Origin of the sequence: Methanomassiliicoccus sp., assembly GCA_012719175.1 — an archaeon.
Classification (GTDB): Archaea; Thermoplasmatota; Thermoplasmata; order Methanomassiliicoccales; family Methanomassiliicoccaceae; genus UBA6.
In genome coordinates, this window is sequence record JAAYAX010000004.1 from 577,779 (window position 1) to 603,261 (window position 25,483).

Consider the following 25,483-nt stretch of genomic DNA (forward strand, 5'->3'; position numbering starts at 1 on the left):
GCAGCTAAGGTCAAATGAGGGGGTAAAAGGAAGATAGTGGTCCAAATCTTTTACGATGTAAGCCATTATTTAATGTATCGAAGTTATCTGGCAGGTTGATGGCCACAGCCTCGGGGAAGTTAGGAAATCATCTGATTGCCCCCCAAGCCTATTTTCCGATGATCGCCGCACAAAACACCTCATTACTTTCCGATGGGGGTGAAGCGTTCTGAAGAGCCCTTTTAGCAGGGCCATGGTCGATGTGCAATGGGCCTTCATAAGCGTTGTCACAGCATCCTTGGCCCACTTTGTTCTGAGAGTGGTCCTCGGAAGGGAGCTGGGGGCCGAAGGCCTTGGGATATATACGCTAGCGTTCACGATATATCTCCTGGGTCAGCAGTTCGCCGCTTTCGGGATCGGTTCTGCACTAACACAATATGTCGCCGAGCATCTCGACGATCATCTGACGATCCGCAAGCTCGTCTCGTCCGGAATGACCTCATCCATCATCACTGGCACCTTAATGGGTGTCGTCCTCTTCCTCCTCTCGCCGGTCATCGCCAATTCTCTCTTCCATACGCCTGAACTGGAGAACATGATCCAGCTCGTTGCGTTCTCCTTCCCCTTCATCGCCATCCAGAAGGCTGTCCTCGGTACCCTTAATGGTTTCCGGAAAATGAGCCGATTCGCTTATCTTCAGATCGCCCAGAACGTTTCTGTTGTCGTCATCTCCATAATACTAGTAGGATCCTTACATATGGGGGAGCTCGGTGCCACCGTCGGCCTAGTTGGGCCTACGATCATCGTTAGCCTGTTGAGCCCTCTTCTCATAAGGGAGCATCTCCGGCGTGACGGCTCTCACTGGGACGTCACAGCATTGAAGATAACCACCATCTTTGGACTCTACGTCGTCCTGGGGAACGCCATCAGCTTTCTTAATACCCAGATAAATTCGATCCTCATCGGATACTATATGACCCCCACCGAGGTAGGGATATTCGCCGTCGCAGCTCTCCTGGCACAGGTCTTGACTCTCATGCCCAGCGCGGTCCAACGGGTAACGGCACCGTCCATGGCGGCCAAGTATGGAAAGGGGGACATGGAAGGTGTGAGAAGGATCTACTATTCCACCCTGAAAAAAAGTTTTCTCATTACCATCATTTGCGCATCCATCATTGCTGTACTTGGTCCCTACATCATCACTTTCTTTTTCACGAACGAGTACAGCACCGCCTATGAGCCGCTTTTGATCCTGCTTCTAGGATATGTATTCGCCGCATCGTTCGGAGCTGTTGGGGCTACCCTATCCAGCATTGGCCGAGTCAATGTACCTTTCAAGATAGGTGTGATTTGCACCATCTTGAACATCGCACTGAACGTCCTGCTCATTCCTCACATGGGCATGAACGGGGCTGCAATTGCTACAGCCGTGACCTTGATTCTCAATTTCGTAATAACCATATGGGCAATACAGATATACCTCAGAAGAGTGCACTGATACGTGGATCAACCTGCTAGTAAGGGCCCTGTATGCGATTCAAATATTTGCCGATATCTTGAAAGAAAGGACTGAGGCCCTTTTATGTACCTTACTGATCGAACAGATGTATTGACAGCCAAGAATCCTGGTATATCTTACCTGCGTTCGGTGAGCTGTTGATCTCTAACAACTTGGGCAATAGTGAGGATCTCGTCGTGTGTATCTGAATAGGCAGTCCTGCGCTCATGGTCGCGTGATCGATAATCACATATTGCCCATCGGTATCGTTTATTCGTGCATCCCCGACCAGCTGAGCGTAAACATCGGTGTTAAGATGCTCATAACCAAATGTAGGTTTGGCCACTTGAGCTTCATATTGCAGGCTCTTACCAATGATATTGAAGTCAGCAAAAATTTCCTGTGATTCTCCGTTCACGTGTCTATAGCTCCATTGGAAGCTGTTCTCTACTTCTGCAAACTTCGTAACAGAGGTCTCCCCAGCCTGATTTGTACAATACATCGTAACTAGGCAGATGGCACCTAGCAAAAGAAGCGCGACCATGCAGTAGGATATAATTTTTGCGGCACTGAATCGTCTTCTGAAAAGTTGCTTGTCATTGTAGCTCAGAAATGCATAAATGGCCATCATTGGGAACAATGTGGGAATATAAACAAAGTTGATGGAGTTCGACTGATAGTAGAGGAATACTATCACTACTTGAGCTATCACCAAGCCCAACAGCAGGACAAATGAGTTCCGGGACACCTGGTCCTTAATCTGTGTTCTGCGAGTGATGTGTGGCCATAAGTGCTTGTGAAGTACGACCAATACCATCAAACACGATACAGCTAGCAAGATCATATAAGATATAAAATAGATAGAGCCCAGGGCAGAGTCCTTGTAGTTATATTTATAGGGGACCTCGAAGGCAATCTGGCCTGTCAATTTATTCACTGCTTCATCAATGAAGTCCAGGAGGTTAGCGTTCTGCATGAAACCATCAAGATAACTGGTCTGCCACAAGTGAATAAAGGTGATAGCACATACAACTGAAATCAGGACCAGTGCCGTCATGTTGCGAAAATTATTGTTGCTCCAATGGTAATTGGATTGTTCATTCGGACCTACTCTCTCATTGAACTTCGCGATAATTAATGTGAAATAGACAGCCCATACGGACACAAAGAGTATCATTAGGATCATGAGAGCGGTGTGCCAGTAGTGTGCCAGGCTAATCAATATGATGATGGTGAGGAGATAGAACCGCAAGTCGTGTGTTTGGGTGAATTTCCAGAAACATAGCATCCCGATGAATATCAGTGTATATCCAGGGGTAGCTGCATAGAAGGAAGATGTTGATTTTGTGGTGAATAGGAACAATAGGCCGTAGACTGCAAGGATAAGGTAGGGGAGGGGATACTTTTCTCTGTTTATCAAGGAGTTCAGCAGGCCGAGGTATGAGATGGGCACAATAACCAGGCCGAAGGGGATGATGACCGTTAGCTCTGGCGAGATGTCAAGAAGATATATCATGATCATATGGATGATGGCCGTGTTGGGTAGGTAGGATTCTGTCTCCGCCACACGCTGGGCAATGGATGATATGGTAGTATCAATTGGGAGGGATTCCGGGGGGAACATGGGGAACGCGTAAAAGTTCGGGCTCACATACCCGTTCAGAAGCATCTCCAGGTATGCACTGAATATTGTGGGGAATCTCTGGAAATCGACCTCCTTCGAAAAATTAACAATGAGGAGTATCGGAAAGAGAGTGAAGTATACAATTCCGATTATTTTTAATGCTCTTCGACTGTTCAATGACAATGCCAACTTCCCACCACACGAAACTCAACGATCCAAGACGAAGATTTTTATTTGCGGAAGAGACGATCTTTGCTCCATCAGCTATGGCACTCAACATATAAGGGATGAATCGTGCCGTCCTAACTGCTGGCCACAATGCACTACAATATTATCAAACATTTGATTCCAATAGGCAGTTCGAGGAAAAAAGAGTTGGTGATGTGCGCTTAATGGAAGTCATTCACATCAGATGGAGGTGATCCCAATGCCTGCCGGTACTGTTGCACTAGCTCCCGAGATACGTTCTCCCAGGTGTACTGTTGCGCATATTGGACAATGGCCTCTCTATCCCATTGCCTGCCCAACGCCGATAACAGTTTTTCCGCAAGGTCGCTAGAGCTACCAGGCTCCACAAGAAGGCCGTACTCGTCAGAAGTTATGACCTCTGGCACACCTCCTACCCTTGTTCCAATGAAAGGTTTCCCACATCCGAGGGCCTCGAACATGACGGTGGGATTTCCTTCGCTGAGGCTGGGTAGAGTGAAGACGTCGCATGCATTCATCCAGAGTGGTAGTTGATCTCCGGGGACTCTACCTAGCAGCTTGACACTACTTTCGAGGTGAAGTTGATTTATTTGCTCTTTAAGCCTGTCGTATTCCACACCAGACCCCCCTATATAACACAATATATCATTCCTGTGCTCACAGACAGATGTCATCGCGTTTATGAGATAGTCGAATCCCTTACGTTCTCTCAATAACCCTAGGGAGAAAATTATCTTGGCTCCGATTGGCAGAGCTAACTTCTCTCTTGCCATTGTGGTGTCCATGGGGTGAAAACTCGGTGAGAAACCGTTCGGTATCGCAACTGTGCTCTCATTGAAATGCTTGAGAGCCTTAACATCCTTCTTATTCACCCTGATAAGGATGTTGGCTCCCGACCATGCCATCTTGAGGTACGGATGGTTCATTTTAATCTCCCTGTCTAACCAATCAGTGTTTTCGTGGACGGTGGTGAGAACGGGCACATGGTATTGTTGCCTTAGCTTGGCGGCAATATATCCTGACGGCCACGTAAAGTGAGCGTGAATCAGATTAAAATGAATGTTTTGTTTATCGATAGTTCTCTTGACAACCCTCGTTCTCCCATCGATAACTACCTTATTCAGCCAAGAGATGGGTATGTAAAAGCATCTGGGAAAGTTTACCTCCACATTATCATAGGAATAATCTTTACAAGCCTTGTCCTTCTTTACATACCCGAAGGAACGGAATACTGGCGAGATTACCGTTATCTTGTTAAAAAAACGTTTTAATTCAGCCACTTGGTTTTTTATGAAAACTCCACCAATAAAGGAATCGTCTTCACTGGGGAATGATGGGGCAATGATCAACAGGTCATGGTCTTTCAATAAGCTTATCCTCCCACCCTCTTATGCCCAGGCATAATAGTTGACATAATGGAATGCCCTTAACGTTATAAGTTCTCTTGCGTCCTTGCAGAATGAGATTGGTCATTGACCACTCTCTGGTGACAAGAACGAGCATTGAAATCTTTTATCCTCGCCCATCTCGAAGAAGTGAGGAGAGTAGTTTTCTATCAGCCACACCATGAACGATGTCACATCGCATTTCTCCTTCAGCATGGCCTCTCTTTTCTTTCTCCCATCTGCCCTCAGGTTCTGGTTCTCGAGGAGTTTTTTTGCTTCTTCCATGACTGTTTCATCAGTGCAGGTACGCCTGGAGAAGTTAGATATTAGATGGTACCTCTCTTCCTGTTCGTTCAGAGTACCTGCGTTAAGAGTATTGATGTAAATGGCATGAGTACCTAGAATAGCGCATTCCGATGCCGTTGTCGCCCCCTCTCCCACATACAGTGTGGCGTAGTAGAGCATATCGTGCAACTTTTCTGGAGAAATACTAAACCGATAGGGTTCGAGCTCTGGTGGCAATTGTTCCTCGGAAGTGATGATGACCCTGCCATAACTCTTCAGAGCCTTCACCATCTGGACCTTATTCTGGATGCCGTGCTGCCCGATATCGTGGCTTGCCTGCCAGGACACGAAACGCATGATGATGAAGGGATCCTCAGGAGAGAGACCAACCTCGCTCAAAACTCTTGGATTAGGCGTGAAGCGATCCGGGTGGAGATAGGCAAGCTCATGGTAGCCATCGAAGCGTATCTGCTTAGGGCCAATATCTGAGAGGAAACATGAGGGGGTGCATATGACGTCTGCAAATGGAAACGTTAAGCGGTTTGCGAACTTAGCATGCTCGGTATCTGTGAAGACCACCGAGGTAGCTCCCAGCACTCTAGCGACATGGGCAATCGAAGGATTACCCACACCTATCAGGAAGTCGGGGCGGAACTGACGGGCGATCTGCAACATTTTAACGTCCCGGTTCACCCACTCCATTATAAGTTTAACCTTGCCCCTCTTCTGCTCCCCCAGGGGAGTGAATGGGATGCCATATTTCGTCAGTAGATCCTGGGTGATCTCCTTGTTCCTAGCGGTGATAAGGATGTGATGCCCTTTTTTCTCCATCTCCCAGATAAAGTGCTTAAATAGATGTACGTGGCCGGGGTGACCGATGTCGACGAGAATCCTCATGTCTTACTCAACGGTAATGACATCGACTGGCCTATTAAACCTTCTTTCCCTCCATTCCGATCTTCCCGCCCCTCTTCAGCACGAATCCCAGGTACGCCATACCGAGACCTACGAGCGAGAGGACGATGAGCATGCCCACTGGCGACTCTGCAGGCTTGGGGGTCCCCATGATGCTCAATGGGGTGATAAGCGAGAGAGTGGCGACGGTAAAGCTCATGCTAGACATGCCACCACCGATAACCATCACGCTGTTGGCCTTGCGTGCGGACTTGCTCATGTTCTGGTAGTTGAGGCGCCATATCAGCTCATTGAAGAGCAGGCGGGAGATCCTTATGATGTATTTCGGATAGGCGATCTTCGACCTCTCCCTACCATAGCGCGCTGGGATCACCACGTCCTTGATCTTGAACCCGTAGGTGGAGAGCTTCACCAGCATGTCGTTGCAGTAACCATACCAGGTGAAAATCGATCCAGGGCTCATCTTCTTGAAGACGTGGTTGGAAATGGCTGTGTAACCATTCTGGGGGTCGTTGATCTTGTTGTTGCCAGCCGCGAACCTCGTAAGGAATGTAAGAATGTTGTTACCCAGGTACCTGAAGTCGCTCATGCCCTTAGCGGTGGTGCGTGATTCGAGCCTGTGACCTTTAGCGTAGTCGGCCTCCCCGTTGACAATGGGGTCCAGGAGCTTCGGCAGCTCCCTAGGGTCCATCTGGTTGTCGCCGGCCATGACCGCGGTGATGTCCATTTTGTCCGCGAACGATCGAGAATAACCGGTCACTATGGCCGCTCCGACTCCCTTGTTGGTCTCATGTCGGATGTATACGAAGCGGGGGTCCCTCGACGAGAACTCCTGGACGCGCTCCTCCGTCCCGTCCTTCGACCCATCGTTGACTACGTAAACACGGTCGACATAACTGGGAATACCGCTCAATGTGTCTTGAATAAGCTCTTCCTCGTTGTATGCCGGTATGACTACCGCTACGGTTGATTGTCGATACATATTATCCGACCTATCTCCATTACCCCAGACGGAAGATAGGCCAGAATTTTATTTTTAATACATATAACCCGCTGGCCTCAATTTCAAAATCGGAACTGAGCTTAGAGCGATAAAATGTCCTTATTAAGACCAATGAAAAAGGGATGTGGATTATTATTCATATTATGAATATATTCACTCTCGTAGTCCTTAACTCGACTCGAGATTCTCAAAGTATCAAATTGAGATGAGAGGCGAACATAATAAAAATCAGGGAATGAAACGCCGATCATAGTTTAATGAATGTAGTATCTTTGATTATTTCCAAACACTTGTATTTATAAATATCTTTATAAGTTTTCTAAATAGATATTTATAACTCTTGATATAAAACACTTACCAATGAAGGCCTCGATCGATAGTGGTAGAGGTGAATCCATCGACAGGAACATGATCGGAGGTAACAGTGGTGGGAGGACATCGGTAGAAGAGGCCGAAATAGGTAGTGCTCAGATGAAGCTTGCGAATGAGACGCAAGGGACGGCATCCGTGAGTACGAGGGAGAAACATGATAATAATGGGATATGCGATCGAGCTAATCATCCGCTGTCTGTCCACACACTTCTTGTTTGCCTTGCTTTCGGGCTTGCTGGGGTACTACCTGATGTGGACCATATGTTCGAAGGCCTACACCGATCGTTCCACATTCCGTTCACCCTTCTGGGCTGGTGTCTTTTGTGCCTTGCTATCTCACTTGATGTTAGATACGTACACTCTCATCGCGTGAACGACCCCAAGACCACGGAGAACTAAGTTCACTGATCGGACCCTATAAAACGACGGCATTTCATTGAATCCATATAACCAAATTGCCGTTGCTTTGACCCCTCCGCCTAAATGTTTCGAATAACCTCTTCGTGGGAACAGCACGATAGTTTTCTTCGATCAGTGCTACAAACAGCGGCTCGGCCGAAGACACTCGACCGAGTCCCTTTTTGTATCTTAAAATGGTTGATTAGAAAGACACAGTAATAAGAGAGGGTTCAGGACATCTGATCTCATGATGGCCTGGTGAACTGCCTCGACCGATAAAAGTGTGAGATCGCTCCTGTCACGATGCTTGTATCGCCCAATATTCTGCTCCTTTTTTCATCATTTACCTGATTTGTTTTTTCAAAGTTGATAACTATAAATGAATTGATGTAAGAATGGCATGTTGGCCTTTACGGGTTAAAAGCTTCAATACAAACAAGAAAATAAAAACAGCAAATAGAACCATTCAGAGAAATTATGAGCTGAAGAGGTTTACATCATAACCATGTAGGCGACGTCCAGAACGAACACTGCCAGCAATGGCATTATGGCCAGGTTCATCGCCTTCTTTATCTTAGGAGAGTTGAGAGTGGTAGATGATATGAGTTCCTTTGATGATAGGAGCATGATCAATAGTACCGCTATCAGTGCTCCCCCGACACCGATGCCAACTGCTGATGTCATAGTGATCGCGCTTGACGCGGTGGTTGCAGCAGCAGATGAAGATACTATGCTCGATAGCATTACCGATACAATTCATTGTTCAATATATAATCTTTACTAGCCAAGTTTGATAATATTAAAAGAGGCGAAGATAGCCAAACGGCAGGAACGAGAACAAGAAGAAGTTCAAGGCACCATGTATGAGCGTGACGTAGGCCAGGCTCTTTGTCCTATAGAATGAAACGCCTAGGAACAGGGCCACCACGAACACATAGATGAGGTAAGGCAACGATTGGTACCCGGAGTGCATGACCGCGAACATGATGGAAGACACAGCGATGGCGCCTAGTACGCCCAGCGTACCCTGGACCCGCGTCTGTAGTAAATAACGGAACACTAGCTCCTCCCCCAAACCGACGAAGAACACCATGACTACGAACAAGAATGCGAGGTTCTCTAAAGACATGTCAGAGATCATCCTCAGGTCAGGTATGGTCATACTTAGAACATTAAACTCGATGTTCGCCAGCAAGAGAGCGAATGCTAGGCCCAATGGAAGATGATAGAGTTTCCACCCTGACCTCTCCTTAGAAAGGGACACGAAGGAACGCATCTTCACCACATAATCCTTAAAGCCGAGGGACTCGTCGCGTATCAGTAGGAACGCCACTACGATGACCGGAGCGTAGATAAGAGGTATCCACTCCAACGTCATCGTCGTGAACTTGGGCATCCCCAGGTTCAGGACTCGAAGCATCGACACCAGAGAGAAGCACTGCCAGATGATGGGGTTCTCCCTCATGAGCAGTGGCACCATGACGCACACGAGGATGTTCAGTAGATGCAGGATGATGCAGGCATCGAAGTTCCCTACGAACAGGAAACCCTCACCCAAGAGAATCATAGCCATGGGCATCACGATGGGCAGGACCATGGGAATGTGAACGTTCAGTCGGGAGAAGTGGAACTCCATCGGACTGGGAACAAAGTGACCATATTAAGACCTTATCCACTGATTTTTAATGAAAAATATCAAGGCCAGTTTTTTCTACAAATTTATCGAGGGTGCTAACACATATATAGTTACGATTGATTTCGAGGCATATTGCAGAGCGGACAGAGATCTGAACTGATACAGGTCTGGGACCTGCTGACCATAATACTAATTTCGGTCCTACTTGCAGTTTTCATATACTTCTTGCCAGACAATATAGGCAGGGTGATCTTCGGCCTGCCGTTTATCCTGTTCTTCCCCGGTTACGTTCTCGTAGCGACGCTGTTCCCTGAGAGGAAGTCTTTGGACCTGATAGAGAGGATCGCACTATCGTTCGGGATCAGCATCGCCGTGGTGCCGCTCATCGGCTTCGGGCTCAATTACACGCCGTTCGGCATACGCCTGACGCCGATACTCATATCCCTAGTCATCTTCAATGTGGTTTTCGCCATCGTGGCCACGTGGAGAAGGCTCCAGGCCAAGGATCCCTTCCTCCCGTTCGAGCCGCAGGACAAGTTCGCCCAGATGAGGAACCGCTTCCGGCAGGAAAGCAATCTGGACAAGGCGCTGAGCGTCATCTTGGTCCTTGCCATCCTCTCTTCCGTCTTCGCCCTCGGATACGTCGTGGCCGTGCCCAAGGAGGGAGAGCATTTCACCGAGTTCTATCTACTCGGTCCTGGCGGCAAAGCGGACGACTATCCAAACAATCTGACCGTTAACGAGATTGCCAGCGTCATCGTCGGCATAGCGAACCACGAGGGCCGCACCGTCGACTATTCCGTCGAGGTATGGTTGTCCAACATGACCTACGCGGATAATACCACGACGATAAACAGGCTGTACTACTTCGGTTCTTTCAATCAAACGCTGTCGCACACCGACGCCAACATCGAAGGCAACTGGGAGGTGCAGTGGCAGAGGGTGTACAACTTCTCCGTCCCGTTCTCCGGGCAGTTCAAGCTGTGGTTCGTCCTGCTCCTGGACGAGGAGGCCTACAGCGGAGCACAGTACACCAATGTCGTCGGTACTCAAACCGCGAATCGGTTCTTGAACATCCTCAACGATGACAACAGCTATACGCTGAACCTCAATCTCAACGTAGCCGGATAACGTCTCTTTTTACCTACACTACCTCACTGCTTAATGAGGTGCGACTTCATGAGAAGCGTAAGGGAGTTCAGTGTCAGCGCTGATATGGCAAGGAACGCGCCGATCATGAACAGGGCGACCGCCAGCATGACCTGCGATATGAACGAGCGCAACACGTAGAAGTCCACTAGGGTGAAGAAGCCGAGAGCAAGGCCGAAGGCCATGAAGATCGCGCCGGGCACCCCGAACATGATGAGGGGGTGCTTGTATCCGATCATGGACACCACGTTCCCGAGAAGCTTCATGCCCATGGAGACCGCGCCCTGCTTGTGCCCGTTGGGCACATCATAGCGCACGGAGATCGGCACCTCGGTGATCTTCAAGCCTCTATCCGAGAAGTGAGTGATCATGTCCGATTCGACATTGTAGCCGTCGGAGTGGAAGTCCAGGTTCTTGAGCGCCCTCGCGCTCAACGCGCGCATTCCCGACTGGGAGTCGGTGATGTTGACATTGGAGGAGGCGTTGGAGATGCGATTGATGACCTTCTGGCCGAAGATGCGGTACTTGGGGATGTCCTTCTGCTCGCCCAGGAAGCGGGAGCCTATTGCCAGGTCGGCCTCGTCCTTGACGATGGGAGCTAGAACTGTCGGTATGTCCTCGCAGCGATGCTGTCCGTCGCCGTCCAACATGACGGCGGCGTCGAAGCCCTGCTTCTCCGCTTCCCGCAAACCGGTAAGGAGAGCTTGAGCCTTGCCGCCGTTCTTAGGGAGGCGGATGACGTAAGCGCCGGCCTTCTCCGATATTTGTGAGGTTTGATCGTGGGAGTGATCATCCACTACGATGACGCTGTCGACGTACAGCAGAGCGCCGAGTACCACGCTGCCGATGGCGATCTCCTCGTTGTAGGCGGGGATGACCGCTACGGTCCGCAGCTCCGATGCTCTTTCCGGCACTTCCCCTATGCTTTCACCGGACATTGCTTGAAGCATAGGGGTGGTAGTATCTGATACTTGTCGTCGAACTCCTGCATCTACCAATCTGATGACCTCTTCTTATTTATCGAAGTGAATAATATAATTACATGATGTTCAAATACTTTTGCATAGGCCGCGACCTGATGTCTGGAGCTCGGGCCAAGTATGCCATTGTATATGGAGGTGGGCAAGGAGCTCTCACTCTCCATCGAACCGTCCCCTCCCCCTTTCCACCGTGTCCATGATCCGGGAGGCGGAATGCCCGTCCCCGAAGGGGTTGGACCACGAGGTCTTGCGGTTGAGCATGGCCCACACCGCCACCTGGATGCGCTCCGGGTCCGTGCCTGCGAGCATGTTCGCTCCCACGGCCACGGTCTCCGGTCTCTCCGTGTTCTCGCGCATGGTGACACATGGCACACCAAGAATGCATGCTTCCTCCTGAACGCCGCCAGAATCCGTCAACACGAGCCGGGCGTGGGACTCCATGCGCAGGAAGTCCATGTAGCCGAAGGGCTGGACAACGGAGACGTTCCTTGGATTGAGGCCAAACTCCTTGAGTCGATTCTGGGTGCGGGGGTGGGCGGGGAATATGATGGGCATGCCGGTCTCTCGCCCCACCGCCTCCATGCCCTCCACCATTCCCTTCAGACGTGACGACGAGTCCACATTCTCCTGCCGGTGCGCGGTCGCCAGAACGTACTCTTTCGCCTTTAAACCAAGGTTCTCCATGAGTCGCGATCGCTCGTCCGACAGCTTCCGGTTCTCGTTCACCGCGTCCACCACAGTGTTGCCCGTAACGGTCACACCCTTCTCGATTCCTTCCTTGGCCAGGTTCTTCCGCGCCTCCTCGGTGGGAGCAAAGAGCATGTCGGAGATGTGATCGGCGACCACGCGGTTGACCTCCTCGGGCATGGAGCGGTCATGAGAACGCAGACCGGATTCCACGTGACCGACCCTGATCCCCAGCTTGGATGCTGCGAGCGAGGCGGCCATCACGGTGTTGGTGTCCCCCTGGACGAGCACCATGTCCGGTCTGTCGGCGGTGAGCACGTTCTCCACCCCGGCGAGGATCTTAGAGGTCTGCATGGCATGGGAGGCCGAGCCGACGTCGAGGTTGTACTTGACGGGAGGGAGCGAGAGCTCCTCGAAGAACACCTTATCCATCTCGTACGAGTAGTGCTGGCCGGTGTGGAGGATGTAATAAGGGACTTTCCTCCGCTCGCACTCCCGGACCAGGGGGGACAACTTGATGATCTCAGGCCGGGTGCCCAGGACGATGGCTATCTTCATCGGGAGGCGATAAGGGGGTGCGGTTAAGAATTTTGCTCAGAAGAGCGGTCCGCGTTTATACTCTACCGGCCTTCATGTTGTTCTTCATGGCCATGTACTGGTCCTGTGATATCTCTCCCCTCGCATACCTGAGGTCGAGGAGATCGGTAGCGTTGGACGGCTCCAGGACCTTCATCGGTTGTGCGTGACCGCCGAAGAGGCTGCTCTTGACCTTCTCCTGGGTCTTGCTTATAAAACCCTGCTTGTCCTGCGTCATGAAGAGGTACACGGCGATGAGGATGAGGAGCATCAGCACCGGTAGCGTTACCAGAGCAACGGACATCCACCACGTCATCTGGGCCATGCTCTCGGCGATCGCTCTAGCCTCCGCGTTCTCGATGCCCGCCGTCTCCGCGTCCGGGTGGAAGTAGCCGGCTAGGATGATGAACATGAGGAAGACGATGAACGCCACCCCGGTGAGTATGAGGCTAAGCCCGCGCCTGTCGATATTCATGACCGTTCGGGCTGAGAATTAATATTTAGAGAACATAAATATTTGTAAGTGAATTTCAAAAGTTGATTATTAACACGAGCGCTCAGCCATGAGGACATGCTTCCCTATTGTCGCGAGCATGCTCCCTGCCCTGGCGTCGACGCTCTGTCGCTCTCTGTTCCATACCATTCCCTCTACAGGGTAATGAACAGGCTTGGATCTGTTCGTTCAGCTCCCATCGCAGTGTTCGGGTTTCGAAGGCGATGTCCCCATCCGCTCAACTGGAACCAAAAGCGATGGGGGTTGCCTATCGACGGAAAGCATATTTCCCGGAGGAACAGACTGATGACATTTCTTCGCCACCCGGTCCCCCTTCCGGCGATAATTAGAAATCACCGACGTAGGAAACAGAGTAGAGATAATTATGGCGGATGAGGAACAGATGAGGGAGTACTGCATTAGCGCTATGAACTACACCCAGAACTGGGATACTTGGAAGAAGACGCTGAAAGAGGCCATCACGGTGGGAAAGGGCATGGGTCTCTCGGACGATGAGATCAAGGACATCGCCAACCGGTTCACCGACTTCCTGGTAGAGAGGGTGTGCGCGGAGACGGCGGAGGAGGAGCTGCTGAAGGACATGTGGGATGCCGCCGATGTGGATGAGAGGAAGGCCATCGTGAGCATATTCTACAAGATGCTGTCCAAGGAGGCCTAGATCAGTCTAGATCCCTCCCTTTGGAGGCTCGGGGGCTGACATACATTAGCCCCATATCCAGCGTTGGATCGGAAAGATGATATGCTGTGCATAACGGGACAGGAGGAAGTGAGTTAGAAGAGCGTGTGATATGGGCTTCATGGACTGGTTCGCCAAGAGATTGATCGACAGGATGACGCCTAAGGAACGCTACGATCTCGCCTCCACGGCGATCACAGAGATGATATCGTCGATGACGCCGGAGGAGAGGAGGGACATGATCACCCGCCTGGTCCCCGACACTTTGAGGACCATGCTTGAGAGTATGACCCCGGAAGAGAGGAAGGATGTGATGGGCGCCCTGATGCCTGCCATCCTCCTTCAGTTGTCATCGTCCGGTGCGCTGAGCGGAATGGTGGAGCTGTTCCGGCCCAAAGGGATGGCGTGAAAAGGGCCATGGCGGCAACGTGATGTAGCTCCCACGACCATACATTGCTAGAGGTTGGGAGATGCCACACGTAGTGCTAACCGGAAGCGTGGTCATGGAGGAGTTGTTCAGAACGCTCAGGCCGATCATGATCAGGGAGGACCAGGACATCCTGCGGACCATGGACGCGTACATCAATGTCAACGGGACGTCCATCCTGATCGAGTCCCTCGCCGTGGAGGGGGGCAAGAAGACCTCCTTCCTCACCCTCGTCTCGTCCAGGGACGATGGCGTGGTGGTCAGGCTTTACCCCAAGCTCGAGGTGGAGAAGACCGATGGGGTCAAGAGGATCCTTGCCGAGCAGGCGAAGCAGATACTCACCTCCCTGCCGAACTTGAACATCGGTGAGACGAACCTGAGCAGCTATCTCGAGTAAGAATTCCATTACAGCGTCTGGGCACGCTTGGGCTGGCAGGTAGAAAAGGATCCATTCCAGAGGTAAGAAAAAAAGAATGGGCCGGGCAGATCTCTTATCGGCCCAAGTTTCGGTCCATTCAGCAGGCTGGAGGCAGCAGGACAGTGTCTATCACATGGATGACGCCGTTGCTGGCCTGGATATCCGCGGTCACCACCTTGGCGTTGTTGATGTAGACGGCATCGCCGCAGAACTGCACGGTCAGCTTGCCTCCCTGGAGGGTGCTGATCTTCATGCACTGCTCCAGGTCACCGGACATGGTCTCACCTGCCGCCACATGGTAGAGTAGGATCTGCGTCAACGTCTCCGTGTCGCACTTGAGCAGGTTCTTCAGAACGCATGGGTCCAGTGCTGCGAACGCGTCATCGGTGGGGGCGAACACCGTGAACGGTCCCGGTCCGCTCAGCTCATCCACGAGGCCTGCAGCCGTCAGTGCTTGTACCAGGCAGTCGAAATCACCGCTCGCTACCGCTATGTCCACAATGGTATCGCCAACAGGTGGTGCCGGCTCCTCTGGTGGGATGAGCACAGTGTCTATCACGTGGATCACACCGTTGCTGGCCTCGATGTCGGCCACCACGACCATGGCGTCATTGATCATGACCCCGTCGGCCGATATGGCAACGTTGAGGCTCTCACCCTGAAGAGTGTCCGCCGTCATCCCATCACTCAGGTCCGTGGACATCACCGCTCCGGACACAACATGGTACAGCAGAATATCTGCAAGCGCAGCCGTGTTGTTGTTGAGCAGGTCATCGAGGACTGCCGGGTCCAGTTTTGCGAACGCGTCATCGGTGGGGGCGAACACCGTGAACGGTCCCGGTCCGCTGAGGTCATCCACGAGGTCGGTCGCGGTCAAGGCAGCGACCAGACTGGTAAAGTTACCATCCTCCTGGGCGATCTCTACAATATTCTTTTCCGTAGCCTGTGCCTGGGTCCCAACGTGGCCTACTACCAAGGCCAACATTAGGGCCAAGCCCACAGCTAACGCCAATGCTTTCTTCATACCATTCATCCTCCGGAATAATTCCGAAAAATATTGTTATCATAAACGATTATATTAGATTTTTAAATAAACAATCGAGCGATACGCAAGTTTCATCCGTCTCTCGTTCCAGGCACCTTGGTGTGTATGCGTTGGCGGTGACTTCGTTCCCTCCACCGTTTGGCTCCGGATTCATGAGTGATAGCGAGCTCCTTCGTCATTCTGCAAGGACGCGGGCTCTATAGCGCATCAATATGGCATCAAGCGAAATGTTCCAGCACGAGACCAGAACATCGACCAACATGGTTAGTGACAGGACAGGCTCAGGGACGACTACGGTAGACCGGCACGGCGTTTAAGTACTCCTACTGAGGATACATGGCCATCTGAAGGGTCACTATGCAAGGAGACATCAACGTCATCACCGCCAAGTCCGAGGATATGAAGCTCATCAAGAAGCTGTCCAGGATCAAGCACACTATCGTGGTCATGTCCGGCAAGGGTGGGGTGGGGAAATCGACCGTAAGCGTGAACCTGGCCGTGGGGCTGGCGATGCGCGGCTACGAGGTCGGAATATTGGATGGGGACATCCACGGGCCGAACATCCCCAAGATGCTGAAGATCGAGAACGTGCAGCTGGACGCTGACGAGAACGGCATCTACCCGGCTTTCGTGCCACCCCACCTCAAGGTCATTTCCATGGCCTTGCTGTCATCGAACCGCGACCAGCCCATCATCTGGAGGGGGCCGATGAAGATGGGAGCGTTACGAAAATTCATCGAGGACGTGTACTGGGGTGACCTGGACTACCTCATCGTGGACCTCCCGCCGGGCACGGGGGACGAGCCGCTGACCATCGCTCAGCTCATACCCAAGGCGGACGGCTCCATCGTCGTGACCACCCCGCAGGACGTCGCCCTGCTGGACTCCCGAAAGACGGTGGTGTTCTCCGAAGGCCTGCACCTTCCGGTGGTGGGCATCATCGAGAACATGGCTGGGATGCAATGCCCCCACTGCGGGAAGGACATCGACCTGTTCAAGATCGGCGGCGGGGAGAAGGCGGCCAAGGAACTTGATGTCCCCTTCCTGGGAAGGGTTCCCATCGACCCGGACGTGGTCAACACCGGCGATGAGGGTCTGCCCATCGTCGCTGCCAATCCTGACTCGCCTGCGGCCAAGGCCTTCAACGAGATCATCGAGAAGGTCATCGAGTTCTCGAACCGCAAGGACGTGCCCCGGCCTTGAAGGCTCAAATGAGCTGATCTTACATCAACAGGCAGAAGGGCAGGAGGAACACCAGGAACAAGCAGGCAGATGTGGCCAGCTTCTTGGTGTCCACATCCTTCTTCTCCAACAGGTAGTAGGAGGCGGGTATGAGCATGGCAAGCAACGCAATGAACAATCCTCCGAGGAGCATCACTATCTCATCGAGGACCCCTATACCGATGATAGTGGCTTTTGCGGACAAGCTTGCCAATACCAGTCCTTCTAGCCCGATGATGGTGGCGACCCCCAGCTCGGCCATCGGTCCCAGGCGGTGGCCGAGGACCTTCTTGCCGAATATGAAACGGCCGTCCATGTACATGATGAGGACGCCTAGGAGGGCCAATACCATTAGCTGCGCTCCCGCGAGCTCAACTGTGAACGCCTTGATCCCTCCGATGCCCACGATGCTGGTCCTAGAAGCTATGCCGATAACCAACACGCCGATGGTTGCGAGCAACAGGAACAGGGACTTCCTTATGAGCAGGGGTAAGCTCTCGCGGCCCTTGAACAGCCGCAGCGTCACCAGGCCCGCACCTAGGGCGAACAGCTGGGCACCCAGGCCTGCCAACCAGAAGCTGTCCATCTGATCGCCGCCCCTTATGGTCATGGGGGCGGCCATCAACGCCACGGCAAGGCCTCCGATGAGCACTGCCATACCTACGATGGCGGGCATCCAGGTGAGAAGCTTGGGGACGATCTTGTGGATGCTGATGATCTTGGAGAGCAACTGGTCCAACTTGAACATCTTTTCCGAGGTGGTCACTGATAGTAGAGCGATCAACCCCAGGAGGAACAGGCCCAGACCGGCGAGCATAACCGTTCCCTGCCTGACACCGCCGATGCCATCAATGCTGACGCCCTTGGCCAGCGCTGCTATTGCCAATCCCTCTATCAGAAGTATGACTGCTAGAGTTAGGGACAAGTGCTTGAACCTGATCTTACTAAGGAACGGTAGGGCCACGCCCCATTGTAATACGTTAGGGATTTAATCCTTGATGTTCTGATTATTGGTGGCGATTCTGACACGGCCATGGGTTTATGAGCCATCATCGCCGTTTCGTATAGGGATAGAAATGAAAATATGTGTCACCGCCGAGGAGCCACAGCTGAGCTCGCTGATAGCCGAGGAGTTCGGCCATGCTCCGTACTTCATAATCTATGACAGCTTCACCCAGAAATGGGACGCGGTCCCCAACGACGCCGGGCCCAGCACCGAGGGCGCGGGCATGGTGGCGGCGGAGCAGATAGCACGCCTGGAGGCGGACGTGGTCCTGACCGGTTTCATAGGGCCGCACGGCGTGAAGAAGCTGCGCTCCAGGAACATCAAGATAATTCAGGACGAGGAGGGAACGGTGGAAGCGGCCATCAAGAAGTACATTAAAAAGCATGGGAACGAGTGCGTTCCCGCGAAGACGTCCACGAGGACCGATTTTCCGGAGTGATCACGCCATCTCTACGTCCAGGGGTATGCGGTTCCTCAGCGAGTCCAGTATGGGTGAGACCGTCTGCGCGTAGCGCACCAGTTCGCTGATCTCCTCATCCGGCGCTTCGGACTCCAGGCTCACCTTGACCCGTAGGTCCTGGAAACCGGGGCGGACCTCCCTGGACATGCCCAGGAAGCCGTGCACGTCCACATCGCCCTCCAGAGTTATGGTCAACTTGTCGATGTCTATGCCCCTCATGGCCGCATGGTACACGATAGAGACCGATAGACTTGAGGCCAGAGCGTGCAAGAGCGACACGATGGCGTTGGGAGCGGCGTCCTTGCCGAGGAGAACGATAGGCTCGTCCGATTCCAGGACGAAGGGCGCTTCGTGCAAGATCTCCTTCTCGTTCTGGTACAACTCCCTAACTACCGTACGGCTATTGGCGCCGTCCACCCACTCGTTGGTAGCGGTGAAACGGAGGGATGCCTGGTCCGGATCGTCGTTGAAGGTTGCCTTCAGCTCATCGATCCTCTCGACGTCCACTCCGTTGACATATCGCTTGATCTCTTCTTGCACCTTTACCATCTTCCCATCCTCTTTTCACGCTTTCCCTCGGCAACATGCTATAAAACACTTTTCCGAATAGAGAATAGGCGGAACGGACCTATAATGATAGTGAAGGATTGGTGCTCTAAGCGCCGAACTTGATTCTTATTATAATCAGTCCTCATACTACCCTGGACCGTTGTAGGACGTATCGGCCAAGTGAGGCAACGACAAGCACCGAACATCGGCCCTTTCCAACATAACAGTCCAGACTTAAATATAGATATTGTACATTAAATAATATTCGTCAATAAACGTATCTTATAACCGTCATTTGCATAACTATTCTCCATTTTGTTATTAACTCTCCTTTTTGACAGTTATATCCGAGATTCGCACAAGAATCGTTTTTTATCGACAAATATCGTAGCACCACTGTTACTTTTTTATATAATAACCCTACAATCCTGTCAGTCATGCGGAAACGACCCGCAATAGGGACGGACAGTGCCCGAGGGGAGCCTAACGGCCCCGCGACTTTTTCGGGATATGTCCGGCGTAGGTACGGAGATATGAACAAACGGGCGGTGATGGAGCGATGAGGAGCATCTTGCTACCCACCGATGGTTCCACCCCCGCACTGGTGGCCACTGCCAAGGCGGTTGAGATGGCCAAGGAGAGGGAGGCCACATTGATCATCCTCAAGGTCATCGAGACCGCGCCCATCGTGGACGTGGAGCGCATGGCCGAATCGTCGGCGCTCATGCGACCGGGCGAGGACGGTGACGGCGTGGAGTACGCCAAGGAGCTCGCGGACGAGGAGCGTGTACCGTTCAAGGTCCTGATCAAGGAGGGGCCGGTCGTGGGCGAGATCCTCCGAGCCGTGGAAGAGGAGAAACCTGAACTCATAGTCCTCGGCACATCCTCCGTGCACGGCCTCAACCGCCTGTACCTGGGGAGCGTGGCCAAAGCGGTGGTGAGCCAGGCGCCGATTTCGGTCGTGGTGATCAAGCCCACGATAGAGGAGATCGAGAAGGTCAAGAGACTGCTGAAGCGCGTGACCGAGCCCTCGCCGGAGAGGGCGGTGCGCTCCATCATCAGGACGAGGCAGTTCAAGATCGGCGTGTACCTCTTCGCCATCTATGTCATCAGCTACAGCGCGTTCATCCTCGCAGGATCTTACGCCAAGGACCTGTTCCGCCAGGAGATGCTGGGGATGAACGTCGGAACCGTGACCGGGATCACCATCATTCTGGTGACCATAGGCCTGGCCATAGGGTTCAACTGGTACGCGGGCCGCTCCGAGGAGGCTAGCTGATGGCCGAGATACATCCGCTGTCACTGTCCATCTTCATCATCATCACAGTGGCCACGCTGCTGATCTCCATCTACGCGTCTCGTCGCGTGCGTACAGCCGGACACTACTACGTCGCCGGCGGCGGGGTGCGGTGGTTCGTCAATGGGTTCGCCATCGCTGGTGACTACCTCAGTGCGGCGTCCTTCCTCGGGATCACCGGACTGATAGCCTTCGCCGGCTACGACGGCTTCATCTATGCCATCGGCTTCCTGGCCGGCTGGATCGTGGCGCTGTTCCTAGTGGCCATGCCGCTGCGGGCCATAGGGAAGTACACCTTCGCCGACGCTCTTACTACAAAGTTCAAGAGCCGCAGCATCCGCCTCATGGCCGCCATCAGCACGCTGGTGGTCTCGGTGTTCTACCTCATACCACAGATGGTCGGTTCCGGCTCCATAGTGGGACCGCTGATCGGCCTGGACTATGAGGTGGGGGTCATCATCATCGGTGGCCTGGTGGTCTTCATCGTGGCTACCGCAGGAATGGTCTCCACCACCTGGGTGCAGTTCATCAAGGGGTTCCTGCTGCTCATCGCCGTCATCGGCCTCACGGTCGGTGTCCTGTGGGTTGCGGGAATGGGGCCGTTCGAGTTCATCGGGGAGATCATCAACAGCAACATCACTCTCCCTTCGGGCGCGCAGGTCACCGGGGAGGCGTTCATGTCTCCCGGGCTGAAGTACAAGGACCCTCTGGACTTCGTGTCGCTGTCCATGGCCCTCATCCTGGGGACGGCAGCGCTGCCGCACATCCTGATACGGTACTTCACCGTGCCCAAGCCAGCGGACGCGAGGAAGTCGACGGTGGTCGCCATCATCGTCATGGGGATATTCTATCTCCTGATCCTGTTCCTGGGCCTGGGAGCTATCTACTTCTTCAACCAGGGGGCGACGGGCGTGATAAATCCTGCCGATGCCAATCTCACGGCGCCACTGCTGGCGCAGTACATCGGAGGGGACGTGTTCTACGCCATCATATCGTCGATAGCGTTCGCCACCATCCTGGGGACGGTGTCGGGCCTGATCATGGCATCGGCCGGCGCCATAGCGCACGACATCTACGCCGAGGTGCTGAAGAAGAAGATGGACGAGAAGCGGGCGCTGCGCATCTCCAAGCTCACCGCCGTGGGCGTGGGGATCATCGCCATCTTCCTGGGCATACTGTCCAAGGGGCAGAACGTGGCCTTCCTGGTCGGCCTGGCATTCGCCATCGCAGCGTCAGCTAACCTGCCGGCGCTGCTGTGCACGCTGTTCTGGAAGCGGACCTCGGAGATGGGGCTGGTGCTGGGGATAGCGGCAGGGCTGATATCCTCCATCCTGCTCATCGTCATCTCCCCCACGATGATGGGCAGCGGAGCGATCTTCTCCCTGAACAACCCTGGGATCATCTCCATCCCGCTGGGCTTCGCGGTCACCATCGGAGTGTCCCTGATGAGCAAGAGCGAGACCAAGGAGGCCATCACGGAGAAGTCGACGACCTGATCCGGCCCTCAAAACCCTTTTTCATTTCCTTTTTTTCAGCCAACATTGGAGTGGTATCGGAACCTCTGTTCCTGGATCCCCCGAGGTCCATTGAAAGCGCTGTGAACACACTTGGTCGTGAAACGGCGCATGTTTCTGATGATCGTTGGTCAATGGATAGGCCGCCGTATGTCCACGATCATTCCCTACTTTCTGCCCCATTTTGCCGTTCCCTGGGTGGACGTTAAATATACCCCTAAAGTGAATGCACCCAGCGGTCATCGGTTTCTGATGACAGGGATGGGAACACATGAAAGGTCAAAGGACACTGGTAATGTTATTGTTCGCCACGATGCTCCTCGCGGGCTTCGCGGCTGTGGTAGGAACAGGGCCTGTAGTGGCCGGGAATGAAGCGGTCGATGATACCGTAGGTGTCGGTCCTGGAATCTCGACATTCAGCTTATCCTCGCCCACCAATGGGCAGATATTCAACACCAGCACCGTTGGTGCCTCATGGTCCACTGATGCTGGGGCCGATTCCTACTCGGTCACCATTGACAGTGGATCGCCGATCAGTGTGGGAGGGGCGACCGTGGCCAACCTTGCGTCATTATCGGACGGTTCCCATACCGTTACTGTGACCAGTTTTGCCTCAGGTTCTCCCTTGCATTCTGTTTCGGCGAACTTCGTTGTGGACACCGTGGTCCCCACTCTGACCATCAACAGCCCCGCCTACGGCTCGTGGCTCAACGTGACCACCGTCAACGTAACCTGGTCCGCCTCTGACGCGGGAAGCGGCATCAAGAACGCCTCCATCTCCTTGGACGGAGGAGCATGGGCCGATGTGGCCACGGACTACTATGAGCTCAGCTACCTGACCGAGGGCGAACATACGGCCATGGTACGTGTCTACGATAACGCCCTCAACTACAAGGAGTCCAGCAAGGTGTTCAACATCGACACAAGCGTTCCCTTGGTGACCGTTACCGAGCCCTCCTCCGGTGAGACGGTCATCGGCTCTTCCGTGCAGATGGCTTGGTCCGGGAGCGCACCTTCCGGGATGGGCAACTACTGGGTCAGCATCGACGGGGGAGGGTGGATCGACGTCGACCTCAACACCACCTACACCTTCAACGGCCTAGGCGAGGGACAGCACCAGGTGGCTCTGAAGGCCACGTCCTATGCTGGCAACACGAACATGACTGAGGTGCCCTTCTCCATAGCGGCCAGCGGCTCTGTGGACCTGACGCCCCCGACCGTGACCGGCTCACCGTCCGGGGACAACGTGGGCATCGGCTCCAACGTGGTAGCGACGTTCTCCGAGGCCATGAACCAGAGCACCGTGGTCATCAACGTCAGCGGGGTCAGCGGCTCGACAGTATGGATCGGGAACGTGGCCACGTTCACTCCCTCCGAACCGCTCGCCTATGGGACGACCTACACCGTCAATGTGACCGGTGAGGACCTCGCCGGAAACGGGATGAGCGATGAGTGGATGTTCACCACGCTGCAGAACCAGGGCACATTGACCGGAGTCATCCGCGACGCCAACGGTAACAATCTCGCCGGCGCGCTCGTGACCCTGTCCAACGGGATGAACGCCACCACTGACGAGAACGGGGCCTTCACCATCGAGAACGTGCCCTCCGGTGTTTACGACCTGACCATCACCAAGGACGGGCATCCCACGGTGACGAAGAGCGTGGAGACCACCGCAGGGCAGACCAACAACCTGGGCGCTGTGAACCTGGTGAGCGAGTCCACCGGATCCGGTGGGATCGATGGCACCATAATCATGGTAGCAGCAGTGGCATTGGTCGCGGCCATGGTGGCCTTCCTGCTGATGGCCGGACGCCGCCTGAGGAAATAAAAAAGAGGCCGCGAGGCCTCACCTTCCGTTTTTTCATTATTCCGGTTGGCCGCTGGCATGTGTTGATCTTAGACGTTTTCGCCTTTCCACCTCGGAGGGCTCACTCTTCGGGCATCTCGCCCTCCCCTCCCATGGACGGACCGGCAGCACTGCCGCTCCTGGCCGCGATCACGTCGTCGATGCGTATGATCAGGCTGGCAGCTTCGGTAGCGGCGCTGATGATACGCGAGTTCACGCGCAGAGGTTCAAGTACATTGTTCTTCACCATGTCCTCGACCTTGCCGGTGAAGACATTCAGGCCCGCATGCACGCTGCCTGCCTTGTGAGCCTTCCTCATCTCGATGAGCACGTTCAATGCGTCCCACCCCGCGTTCTCGGCCAAGGCCGCGGGGATGGCTTCCATTGAACGGGCGTAGGCGCTGATGGCCATCTGCTCCCTACCCCCCATCTCGTCAGCGTAATCGTTCAGCCGCATGGCCAGCTCCATCGCCGTGGACCCGCCGCCGCTCACCATGGCCTCGTCCTCCACGGCCAGACGCACCACGTTGAGAGCGTCGTCCAGGGAGCGGTCGATCTCGTCCACCACGTGCTTGGTTCCGCCACGGATCAGTATGGACACTGCTCGCGGGTTCTTGCACCCGATGACGAAGGTCATCTCCTCGCTCTCCACCTTGCGCACCTCGATCGACGACGAGCTCCCCAGGTCTCCCTTCTCGAGATCTGCGGGCTTGGTCACGATGTCCGCGTTCGTCGCCTTGGACAACTTCTCCAGATCTGAAGCCTTAACGCGCTGCAGCGCGAGCATGCCCTCCTGGGCCAGGAAGTGCTGTGCCAGCTCGTCAATGCCCTTCTGGCAGAACACCGCAGTGGCTCCCGCTCTTTTCAGCTGGTCCACCATCTCCCGCAGGGTGTTCTCCTCGCCGCGCACGAAGGCCTGAAGCTGCGACGGCTCGGTGATCTGGATCTCCGCAGACACCTCCGTCTTCCTCACCTCCAGGGCTGAGCTGAGCAGCGCGATCCTGGCGTTCTTCACCTTCCGGGGCATGGAGGGGTGCGGAGGATGTCCATCGATGATTATACCCTGCAGGAGCTCGGTGTCATCCATGGAGCCCCCCTCACGCTTCACTATCTGGATGTTGTCCAGGTCGACCGTGTAATGCGAGTTCCTCTTCTCCGCCACCGCGCTCACGGACCTCACCGCCAGGTCGGCCATGTGCTCCCTGCTGCCGGTGACCGCCTTGCTCATCATGGCAGTGGTGGCGATGTTCCTCAGCGATACCGCATCATCGATGCCTGTTGGTATCGAAAGGGAACGCAATGTCTCCAACGCCTTGTCCCCAGCCAACCGGTATCCTTTGAGGATGTTGGTGGGGTGAATGTCAGCGTCGAGGAGGTCCAGCGACCTCTTCAGCAGTTCTCCCAATATCACCACCGCCGAGGTGGTTCCATCGCCGCACTCCTCGTCTAGGGTCTTGGACACTTCCACCACCATCTTGGCGGCGGGATGCTGGACCTCCAGGTCCTTCAGTATTGTAACGCCGTCGTTGGTGATGGTCACGTCCCCCAGGGCATCTAACATCATCTTGTCCATGCCCCTCGGTCCAAGGGTGCTCTTTACCATGTCCGCCACCGTCCGGGCGGCGTTTATGTTGTTGTACTGAGCATCCTTACCGCGCTCGCGCCTGGTCCCCTCTTTGAGAATTATGATCGGAGTACTGCCCATGCCCATGTGCCTTCCCTCCTATGGCCGTGATGCCGTCACGGTCACCGGACGAAAGCCCGTCCCTCATTGGTAGGGGTACATCAGCATCGGCACATGTCATTGATGCA

General features: G+C 53.9%; 23 protein-coding genes. 10 read left to right on the top strand and 13 right to left on the bottom strand.

All coding sequences use genetic code 11. The features are described 5' to 3' along the window. The first annotated feature begins 232 nt into the window (after positions 1-232). On the top strand, positions 233-1,477 hold the full coding sequence (locus GXX95_03225) for a flippase (GenBank protein ID NLT37155.1): 1,245 nt from the start codon (positions 233-235) through the stop codon (positions 1,475-1,477). A 91-nt stretch (positions 1,478-1,568) separates the two neighbouring features. Here GXX95_03225 and GXX95_03230 read toward each other — a convergent pair whose 3' ends face one another. From GXX95_03230 to GXX95_03255, 6 genes are all read right to left on the bottom strand, one after another. After that, positions 1,569-3,290 carry a hypothetical protein gene (locus GXX95_03230; protein ID NLT37156.1) on the bottom strand — a complete coding sequence of 574 codons (1,722 nt, stop codon included), beginning with the start codon at positions 3,288-3,290 and terminating at the stop codon, positions 1,569-1,571. A gap of 200 nt (positions 3,291-3,490) precedes the next feature. Beyond that, positions 3,491-4,684 carry a glycosyltransferase family 4 protein gene (locus tag GXX95_03235; protein NLT37157.1) on the bottom strand — a complete coding sequence of 398 codons (1,194 nt, stop codon included), beginning with the start codon at positions 4,682-4,684 and terminating at the stop codon, positions 3,491-3,493. A 93-nt stretch (positions 4,685-4,777) separates the two neighbouring features. Continuing rightward, positions 4,778-5,875, bottom strand: coding sequence for a DUF354 domain-containing protein (locus GXX95_03240; GenBank protein NLT37158.1), 1,098 nt, complete (start codon positions 5,873-5,875; stop codon positions 4,778-4,780). 34 nt (positions 5,876-5,909) lie between these two features. After that, the gene (locus tag GXX95_03245) at positions 5,910-6,875 is read right to left on the bottom strand and encodes a glycosyltransferase family 2 protein (GenBank protein ID NLT37159.1); all 966 of its coding nucleotides are present in this window, start codon (positions 6,873-6,875) and stop codon (positions 5,910-5,912) included. A gap of 1,284 nt (positions 6,876-8,159) precedes the next feature. Continuing rightward, positions 8,160-8,351, bottom strand: coding sequence for a hypothetical protein (locus tag GXX95_03250; GenBank protein NLT37160.1), 192 nt, complete (start codon positions 8,349-8,351; stop codon positions 8,160-8,162). Between the two features lie 115 nt (positions 8,352-8,466). Further along, complete coding sequence (locus GXX95_03255) at positions 8,467-9,303, bottom strand: CPBP family intramembrane metalloprotease (GenBank protein ID NLT37161.1); 837 nt, start codon at positions 9,301-9,303, stop codon at positions 8,467-8,469. A gap of 132 nt (positions 9,304-9,435) precedes the next feature. Here GXX95_03255 and GXX95_03260 point away from each other — a divergent pair, with 132 nt between their 5' ends. Further along, positions 9,436-10,434, top strand: coding sequence for a DUF1616 domain-containing protein (locus GXX95_03260; protein NLT37162.1), 999 nt, complete (start codon positions 9,436-9,438; stop codon positions 10,432-10,434). 23 nt (positions 10,435-10,457) lie between these two features. Here the strand turns inward: GXX95_03260 and GXX95_03265 are convergent, their stop codons facing one another. The 3 genes from GXX95_03265 to GXX95_03275 form a co-directional block, all read right to left on the bottom strand. Beyond that, complete coding sequence (locus GXX95_03265) at positions 10,458-11,402, bottom strand: glycosyltransferase family 2 protein (protein ID NLT37163.1); 945 nt, start codon at positions 11,400-11,402, stop codon at positions 10,458-10,460. Between the two features lie 183 nt (positions 11,403-11,585). Beyond that, on the bottom strand, positions 11,586-12,677 hold the full coding sequence (gene wecB, locus GXX95_03270; GenBank protein NLT37164.1) for a UDP-N-acetylglucosamine 2-epimerase (non-hydrolyzing): 1,092 nt from the start codon (positions 12,675-12,677) through the stop codon (positions 11,586-11,588). Positions 12,678-12,732: 55 nt separating this feature from the next. Beyond that, on the bottom strand, positions 12,733-13,170 hold the full coding sequence (locus GXX95_03275) for a hypothetical protein (GenBank protein ID NLT37165.1): 438 nt from the start codon (positions 13,168-13,170) through the stop codon (positions 12,733-12,735). 403 nt (positions 13,171-13,573) lie between these two features. Here GXX95_03275 and GXX95_03280 point away from each other — a divergent pair, with 403 nt between their 5' ends. The 3 genes from GXX95_03280 (at position 13,574) to GXX95_03290 (ending at position 14,709) form a co-directional block, all read left to right on the top strand. Beyond that, the gene (locus GXX95_03280) at positions 13,574-13,867 is read left to right on the top strand and encodes a DUF3243 domain-containing protein (protein NLT37166.1); all 294 of its coding nucleotides are present in this window, start codon (positions 13,574-13,576) and stop codon (positions 13,865-13,867) included. A 130-nt stretch (positions 13,868-13,997) separates the two neighbouring features. Continuing rightward, a complete protein-coding gene (locus GXX95_03285; protein ID NLT37167.1) occupies positions 13,998-14,294 on the top strand; it encodes a hypothetical protein in 297 nt (98 codons plus the stop codon). A gap of 61 nt (positions 14,295-14,355) precedes the next feature. Beyond that, a complete protein-coding gene (locus GXX95_03290) occupies positions 14,356-14,709 on the top strand; it encodes a hypothetical protein (GenBank protein NLT37168.1) in 354 nt (117 codons plus the stop codon). 118 nt (positions 14,710-14,827) lie between these two features. Here GXX95_03290 and GXX95_03295 read toward each other — a convergent pair whose 3' ends face one another. Next, positions 14,828-15,754: a fasciclin domain-containing protein gene (locus GXX95_03295; protein ID NLT37169.1), complete on the bottom strand. Its 927-nt coding sequence runs from the start codon at positions 15,752-15,754 to the stop codon at positions 14,828-14,830. A gap of 378 nt (positions 15,755-16,132) precedes the next feature. Between GXX95_03295 and GXX95_03300 the strand changes: the two genes are divergently transcribed. Then, the gene (locus tag GXX95_03300; protein ID NLT37170.1) at positions 16,133-16,978 is read left to right on the top strand and encodes an Mrp/NBP35 family ATP-binding protein; all 846 of its coding nucleotides are present in this window, start codon (positions 16,133-16,135) and stop codon (positions 16,976-16,978) included. Between the two features lie 19 nt (positions 16,979-16,997). Here the strand turns inward: GXX95_03300 and GXX95_03305 are convergent, their stop codons facing one another. Then, on the bottom strand, positions 16,998-17,882 hold the full coding sequence (locus tag GXX95_03305) for a hypothetical protein (protein NLT37171.1): 885 nt from the start codon (positions 17,880-17,882) through the stop codon (positions 16,998-17,000). Between the two features lie 190 nt (positions 17,883-18,072). Between GXX95_03305 and GXX95_03310 the strand changes: the two genes are divergently transcribed. Further along, complete coding sequence (locus GXX95_03310; protein NLT37172.1) at positions 18,073-18,441, top strand: hypothetical protein; 369 nt, start codon at positions 18,073-18,075, stop codon at positions 18,439-18,441. On the opposite strand, the gene GXX95_03315 is transcribed toward GXX95_03310, so the two are convergent. Continuing rightward, a complete protein-coding gene (locus GXX95_03315; GenBank protein NLT37173.1) occupies positions 18,442-19,011 on the bottom strand; it encodes an OsmC family protein in 570 nt (189 codons plus the stop codon). A gap of 559 nt (positions 19,012-19,570) precedes the next feature. Here GXX95_03315 and GXX95_03320 point away from each other — a divergent pair. The 3 genes from GXX95_03320 to GXX95_03330 all read left to right on the top strand — a co-directional run bounded on the left by GXX95_03320 (position 19,571) and on the right by GXX95_03330 (position 23,653). Then, complete coding sequence (locus tag GXX95_03320) at positions 19,571-20,290, top strand: universal stress protein (GenBank protein NLT37174.1); 720 nt, start codon at positions 19,571-19,573, stop codon at positions 20,288-20,290. After that, complete coding sequence (locus GXX95_03325; protein NLT37175.1) at positions 20,290-21,804, top strand: cation acetate symporter; 1,515 nt, start codon at positions 20,290-20,292, stop codon at positions 21,802-21,804. Before GXX95_03320 ends, GXX95_03325 begins: the two co-directional genes overlap by 1 nt. 289 nt (positions 21,805-22,093) lie before the next feature. After that, complete coding sequence (locus tag GXX95_03330; GenBank protein NLT37176.1) at positions 22,094-23,653, top strand: hypothetical protein; 1,560 nt, start codon at positions 22,094-22,096, stop codon at positions 23,651-23,653. A gap of 100 nt (positions 23,654-23,753) precedes the next feature. Here GXX95_03330 and GXX95_03335 read toward each other — a convergent pair whose 3' ends face one another. Continuing rightward, positions 23,754-25,382 (bottom strand): thermosome subunit, encoded by a 1,629-nt coding sequence (locus tag GXX95_03335; GenBank protein NLT37177.1) that lies wholly within the window; start codon positions 25,380-25,382, stop codon positions 23,754-23,756. Positions 25,383-25,483 lie beyond the last annotated feature (101 nt).